Annotated in this window: 2 protein-coding genes; one reads left to right on the forward strand and one right to left on the reverse strand. The window is 70.7% G+C overall.

What is annotated here, in order from left to right:
- Positions 1-281: 281 nt before the first annotated feature.
- Positions 282-440, reverse strand: a complete 159-nt coding sequence (locus tag ACTWQR_RS55620; protein WP_443234995.1) for a hypothetical protein — start codon at positions 438-440, stop codon at positions 282-284.
- 238 nt (positions 441-678) lie between these two features.
- Between ACTWQR_RS55620 and ACTWQR_RS55625 the strand changes: the two genes are divergently transcribed.
- Positions 679-1,599, forward strand: a complete 921-nt coding sequence (locus ACTWQR_RS55625) for an LLM class F420-dependent oxidoreductase (RefSeq protein ID WP_443234996.1) — start codon at positions 679-681, stop codon at positions 1,597-1,599.
- The last annotated feature ends 125 nt before the right edge of the window (positions 1,600-1,724 follow it).

Genomic DNA, 1,724 nt, shown 5'->3' on the forward strand with positions numbered 1-1,724 from the left:
GGGCCGGCCCTCGAACCCCGCTCCTCAAACTCCCCCAGCTACCGCTGGGAGGTGCCCCGAGAGGGGCTGAATTTCGTTGAATCTTCCAGCCCGGTCCGGGCACCAACAGCCCGTCCGGCGTTTGAGGACGAGGCCGTCCAGGTCGAAAGGGGGGTCTGGGGGCGCAGCCTCCAGGGGATGGGCGTCGCCCCGCTCGAGCGCAGCCGAGAATGAGGAAAGCAGGGGGCGGCGGGGCTGGGAAAGAGCCCGCCGCGGGTGGCGTCACCGAGGCGGGCGGTGCTTCAGACGCAGTCGGGCTCGTCCGCCGGAGCAGGACGGCCGGCCGACTGCTGAAGGTCGGCGTCGAGTTGCGACAGATCCGCGTTGAGCGCCGCCATCAGCTCCTCCATCTGTTGCAGTAAGCCTTTGGGCCCCGACGAGGGAACGACTTCCTGGGACATGACGGCCTCCTCGGCCTTCGCCCTCCCCGCGGGGAGGACCAGCAATCACACCGGGCGGCCGCCGGCGACGGGGTGCCGGTCGGTCCGGCACCGCCCGAGCCAACGATCACCGCGGGGGCCAGTCACTGGGGCGGGCCCGCCCCAGGCGCGGGGTTGACGGGTTTCACCCCGACTGGGGACGAGAGGTACTGGCGGCACCGATGAGGTTGACCGGCGTTCGACCGTGCAGGATGGAGGCATGGATCTTCGAATCTTCACCGAGCCCCAGCAAGGGGCGACCTACGACACCCTGCTCGCCGTGGCGAAGGCCACGGAAGACCTCGGTTTCGATGCCTTCTTCCGCTCTGATCACTACCTCCGCATGGGCTCCGCCGAGGGCCTCCCAGGGCCCACGGACGCCTGGGTCACCCTCGCCGGACTGGCCAGGGAAACCAAGCGCATCCGCCTCGGCACGCTCATGACCGCCGGCACCTTCCGTCTCCCGGGCGTCCTGGCGATCCAGGTCGCCCAGGTCGACCAGATGTCCGGCGGCCGCGTCGAACTGGGCCTGGGCGCAGGCTGGTTCGAGGAGGAGCACAAGGCGTACGGCATCCCGTTCCCGAAGGAGAAGTTCGCCCGCCTGGAAGAGCAGTTGGCGATCGTCACCGGGTTGTGGGAGACGGCGGTCGGCCAGACCTTCAGTTACGAGGGCACGTACTACCAGCTCACGGACTCGCCCGCGCTGCCCAAGCCCGCACAGCCCAAGGTGCCGGTGCTCATCGGTGGCCACGGCGCCACCCGCACCCCGCGCCTTGCGGGCCGGTACGCGGATGAGTTCAACATGCCGTTCGCGTCGGTCGAGGACAGCGAGCGCCAGTTCGGCCGGGTACGCACCGCGGCGGAGGAGGCCGGCCGCAAGGGCACCGACCTCGTGTACTCGAACGCGCTCGTCGCCTGCGTCGGCAAGGACGACGCGGAGGTCGCCCGCAGGGCCGCCGCGATCGGCCGCGAGGTCGAGGAGCTGAAGGCGAGCGGCCTGGCCGGCTCGCCGGACGAGGTCGTCGACAAGATCGGCCGGTACGCGGAGATCGGCTCCCAGCGGCTCTACCTCCAGATCCTCGACCTCGACGACCTGGACCACTTGGACCTGATCTCCGCCCAGGTGCAGTCCCAGCTGTAGTAGTCGGCGTTGCGTAGCCGGTAGCCGGTGGTCGCCGTGGCCTGGGCACCCGTCGGGCGGCGACTATCGCGGGCCCGTCCCGCCCTCCCGGCCGGCGGAAAGGCCCCGGCCCGGGGCCTTTCCGC

The sequence above is a fragment of the Streptomyces sp. 2A115 genome (assembly GCF_052245575.1).
GTDB lineage: Bacteria > Actinomycetota > Actinomycetes > Streptomycetales > Streptomycetaceae > Streptomyces.